This is a genomic window from Mycobacterium sp. TH-M116, from assembly GCF_057473685.1.
Map to the genome: position 1 here is coordinate 1 of NZ_JBYCLC010000117.1, position 4883 is coordinate 4883.

Consider the following 4883-nt stretch of genomic DNA (forward strand, 5'->3'; position numbering starts at 1 on the left):
ACCGACGAGGACGTCGATGCATGCGACGGGGGTGTCGGGCCCGTGGTGGCCACCCCGATCATGTGCTGGCTGCGCGGCGTGGAAAGCGCGGGGAGCCCGATCGGTCAGTTCAACCAGACGGTGCTGGTCCAGGCCCCCGTGGGGGTGACCGAGTCCGATGCGGTGGCGGTTGTGCAGGCCGTGCTGGACCGGCACGCGATGCTGCGGCTGCGTGTCGACGAGGACGCCGGCGCCTGGTCGTTGATGGTGCCCGAACCCGGGTCGGTCGATGCCCGCGATTGCCTGCGGACCGTGGACGTCTTGTCCGATGCGGCGGTCGTCGAGGCGCGGTCGCGGTTGGACCCGGCGGGCGGGGTGATGCTGAGCGCGCTGTGGGTGCCCTCCACGGCCCAGCTGCTGGTGATCGCGCACCATCTGGCCGTCGACGGGGTGTCGTGGCGGATCCTGGTGGAAGACCTCAACCTCGCCTGGGCCCAGCTTCGTGCCGGCCAGCAGGTGGTGTTGCCGGCCGGTGGGACGTCGTTTGCGCGGTGGGCGTCGCTGCTGGCCGAGCACGCGCACCACCCGCACGTCGTGGAGCAGGCGACCGCGTGGCAACGGGTGGCCGCGACCGCGGCGGCGCTTCCGGCGGTGCGACCCGCGGTGGACACGTTTGCCACCGCCGGGAACTTGTCGGCAGAGCTGGACGCCGAGACCACCCGCATGCTGCTCGGGGAGGTGCCGGCGGCGTTTCACGCCGGCGTTCACGACATCTTGTTGATCGCCTTCGCCGTGGCGGTGGCCGAGTTCGTGGGCACCGATTCGCCGATCGGCATCGACGTGGAGAGTCACGGGCGCGACGAGGACTGGGCGCCCGCGAAAGAACGTGTCGACCTGTCGCGGACGGTGGGCTGGTTCACCACCAAATACCCGGTGGCGTTGAACGTGGGCGGACTGGACTGGCCCCAGGTGGTGGCCGGCGACCCCGGGCTGGGGACAGTGGTCAAAGATGCCAAGGAGCAACTCCGGGCCCTGCCGGACGGTCTGACCTACGGTCTGTTGCGTTACCTGAACCCCGACGTCGATCTGGGCGGGGCCGATCCGCCGATCGGGTTCAACTATCTGGGGCGCCTGGGCGCCCCCGCCGAGGTCTCCGGTGACGTCTGGGAAATCCGGCAGGACGGCTGGTCGGTCACCGGCGCCGCCGCGGCCATCCCGATGCCGCTGATGCACAGCGTCGAGCTCAACGCCGGCACGGTGGACACCGACGCCGGCCCGCAGTTGCGCGCCGGGTGGACCTGGGCACCCTCGGCCCTGAACCACGATCAGGTCAGCAGGCTGAACAGGTTGTGGTTCGACGCGCTGGCCGGCATCTGCGCGCACGTGCGCGGCGGCGGGGGCGGGCTGACTCCTTCTGACATCGCTGTTGGTCTCAGTCAGCAACAGATCGACGAGCTTGCGCGGCAATATGCGGATAGCTGACGTTCTGCCGCTGACCCCCTTGCAGCGGGGGTTGCTGTTTCACGCCACCGCCCAGGACGGCGACGATGTGTACGCGGTGCAGCTCGACATCACCTTGAGTGGGTGGGTCGATCAGCACCGCCTGCGTGACGCCGTGCACACCGTGGTGACCCGGCATCCTAACCTGGCGGCGCGATTCTCCGACAAGTTCGACCAGCCGGTGCAGATCATCCCCGCCGATCCCGTCGTGCCCTGGCGGTATGTCGATCTGAGCGCGGACACTTCGCAGGAGGACCGCGACGAACAGATTCGGCAGGAGTGCGCCGCCGAACGCGCCGCGGTCCGCAACCTCGCCGACCAGCCGGCTTTTCGCGCCGCGCTGATCCGCACCGCGGAAGATCAGCACCGCTTTGTGCTGACGAATCACCACATCGTGCTCGACGGGTGGTCACTGCCGATCCTGCTGGGGGAGATATTCGCCGGCTACTACGGGCAGCGCCTGCCCGCGCCCGCGTCGTATCGCAGGTTCGTCGCCTGGCTGGCGGGACGCGACCTTGATGCCGCCCGCGCGGCCTGGGGTGAAGTGTTGGCCGGTTTCGACACGCCCACGCTGGTAGGTCCGCCAGGGCGGTTGCGGATGGGACGGCGAGGTGTCGCGTCGTTCCGGGTGCCCGAGCAGACCACCCGGGCGTGTGGCGAGCTGGCCCGCTCGCGCCACACCACCATCAGCACCGCGCTGCAGGCCGCCTGGGCGCAACTGCTGACGTGGCTGACCGGCCGGCATGACGTCGCCTTCGGCACGACCGTGTCGGGAAGGCCCGACGAAGTGCCCGGCGCGGACTCGATGGTGGGCCTGTTCATCAACACGGTGCCGGTGCGTGCGCACATCACCGCGGCAACCACCACCGCCGAATTGCTCGACCAGCTGCAAAGCGCCCACAACCGCACACTCGAGCACCAGCATCTGGCGCTCAGCGAGATCCACCGCGTCGTCGGTCAGGAACACCTGTTCGACACCTTCTTCGTGTACGAGAACTACCCGCTCGACACCGCCGCGTTGTCGGGCGGGGACGGGTTGGCCGTCACCGGGTTCGCCCACCGCGAATTCAACCACTACCCGCTCGCGATCCAGGCCGTGCCGGGCGATGAGCTGGGCCTTCGCGTCGAATTCGACACCGAGATCTTCGACGTCAGCGATATCGAGACGCTGATCGCGCGCTTTGAACGGGTACTGGTGGCGATGGCTGCGGATCCGCAGCGCCGGTTGTCGTCGATGGATCTGCTCGATGCCGCTGAGCACGCCCGGCTGGACGGGTGGGGCAATCGCGCGGCGCTGAGCCGGCCGGTGTCGACTGCGTCGATCCCGGCGGTGTTCGCCGCGCAGGTGGCGCGCACACCCGATGCGGTGGCGGTGAGCTGCGGCGGCGGATCCCTGACGTACCGGGGTCTGGATGAGGCGGCCAACCGGTGGGCCCATCTGCTGTCCGCCCGGGGGGTCGGGCCGGGGCAGCGCGTGGCGTTGCTCTTGCCGCGTTCGGTCGAGGCGGTCGTGGCGATCATGGGGGTGCTGAAGACGGGCGCGGCCTACGTCCCGATCGACCCGTCGGTGCCGGAGGCGCGGATGGGGTTCGTGCTCGGCGATGCCGCGCCGGCCGCCGCCATCACGACTGCCGAATTACGGCCCCGCGTGCACGGGCGCGACCTGTTGGTCATCGACGTCGATGACCCCGCTGTCGACAGCGAGCCCGGTACCGGATTGCCGGCGCCGGCCCCCGATGACATCGCCTACCTCATCTACACCTCCGGGACGACCGGCACCCCGAAGGGGGTGGCCATCCCGCATCGCAACGTGACCCGGTTGCTGGAGACGCTGGACGCCGACCTGGGGTTGGCGGGGCAGGTGTGGTCGCAGTGCCATTCCATGGCGTTCGACTTCTCGGTGTGGGAGATCTTCGGCGCGCTGCTGTACGGCGGCCGGGTGGTGGTGGTGCCCGACGCGGTGGTGCGCTCGCCGGAGGATCTGCACGCGGTGCTGGCCGCGGAGCGGGTCACCATGTTGAGCCAGACCCCGTCGGCCTTTTATGCGCTGCAGGCCGCCGATGCGGCGCGAGCCGGGCAAGGCCGGCAGCTCGAACTCGAGGCCGTGGTGTTCGGCGGCGAGGCGCTGGAACCCCAGCGGCTGTCGCCGTGGCTGGGGAGCCACCCGGGCTTGCCGCGGCTGATCAACATGTACGGGATCACCGAGACGACGGTGCACGCCTCGTTCCGGGAGATCCTGGCTGCCGACGTGGAGAGCACGGCGAGCCCGATCGGGGTGCCGCTGGCCCATCTCGGCTTCTTCGTGCTCGACGCCTGGTTGCGGCAGGTGCCGGTCGGTGTGGTGGGGGAGCTGTATGTGGCCGGGGCGGGGGTGGCCGCCGGGTATGTGGGCCGGGCCGGTCTGAGTGCGACGCGGTTTGTGGCGTGTCCGTTCGGGGAGCCGGGGGCGCGGATGTATCGCACCGGGGACCTGGTGTGGTGGGGTGCGGACGGTGAGCTGCGGTATGTGGGGCGCGCTGACGAGCAGGTCAAGATCCGCGGGTACCGCATCGAGCTGGGTGAGGTGCAGGCGGCGTTGGCCGCGCTGGACGGTGTCGGCCAAGCGGTCGTGATCGCCCGCGAGGACCGCCCGGGTGACAAGCGCCTGGTGGGGTATGTGACCGGCACCGCGGACCCGGCTTCGGCGCGTGCCGCGTTGGCTGAGCGGTTGCCCTCGTACATGGTGCCGTCGGCGGTGGTGGTCATCGATGCGGTGCCGCTGACGGTCAACGGCAAAATCGACACCCGCGCGCTGCCCGCACCCGAGTACCAAGACGGTGATCACTACCGCGCGCCGTCCACTGCGGTCGAGGAGATCCTGGCCGGCATCTATGCCAAAGTGCTGGGTGTGGAGCCGCCCCGGCTCGTCGGGGTCGACGACTCGTTCTTCGAGCTGGGCGGGGACTCGCTGTCGGCGATGCGCCTGATCGCCGCGGTCAACACCGCCCTGGATGCCGGTCTTTCGGTGGGCACCTTGTTCGAGGCGCCCACGATCGCCCAGCTGGCGCCCCGCATCGGCGGGGACGAGAGCCGGCTGGAGCCGCTGACAGCGGTGGAACGCCCCGCGGTGGTGCCGTTGTCGTTCGCCCAGAGCAGGTTGTGGTTCATCGACCAATTCCAGGGCCCCTCGCCGATCTACAACATGGCGGTGGCGCTGCGGCTCGACGGGCAGCTGGACGCCGACGCGCTGGGCGCGGCGCTGGCCGACGTCGTGGCCCGCCAGGAGACCCTGCGCACCTTGTTCGCTGCGCACGAGGGCGTGCCGCGCCAGCTGGTGGTGCCCGCCGAGCGGGCCGACTTCGGCTGGACCGTCGTGGATGCCACCGGATGGCCGGAAAGCCAACTGGCCGAGGCGATCGACACCG

At 70.1% G+C, this 4883-nt stretch carries 1 pseudogene; it reads left to right on the top strand.

What is annotated here, in order from left to right:
- Positions 1 to 4883, top strand: a pseudogene (locus tag AC2VOK_RS05790) (amino acid adenylation domain-containing protein); the annotation flags it as partial.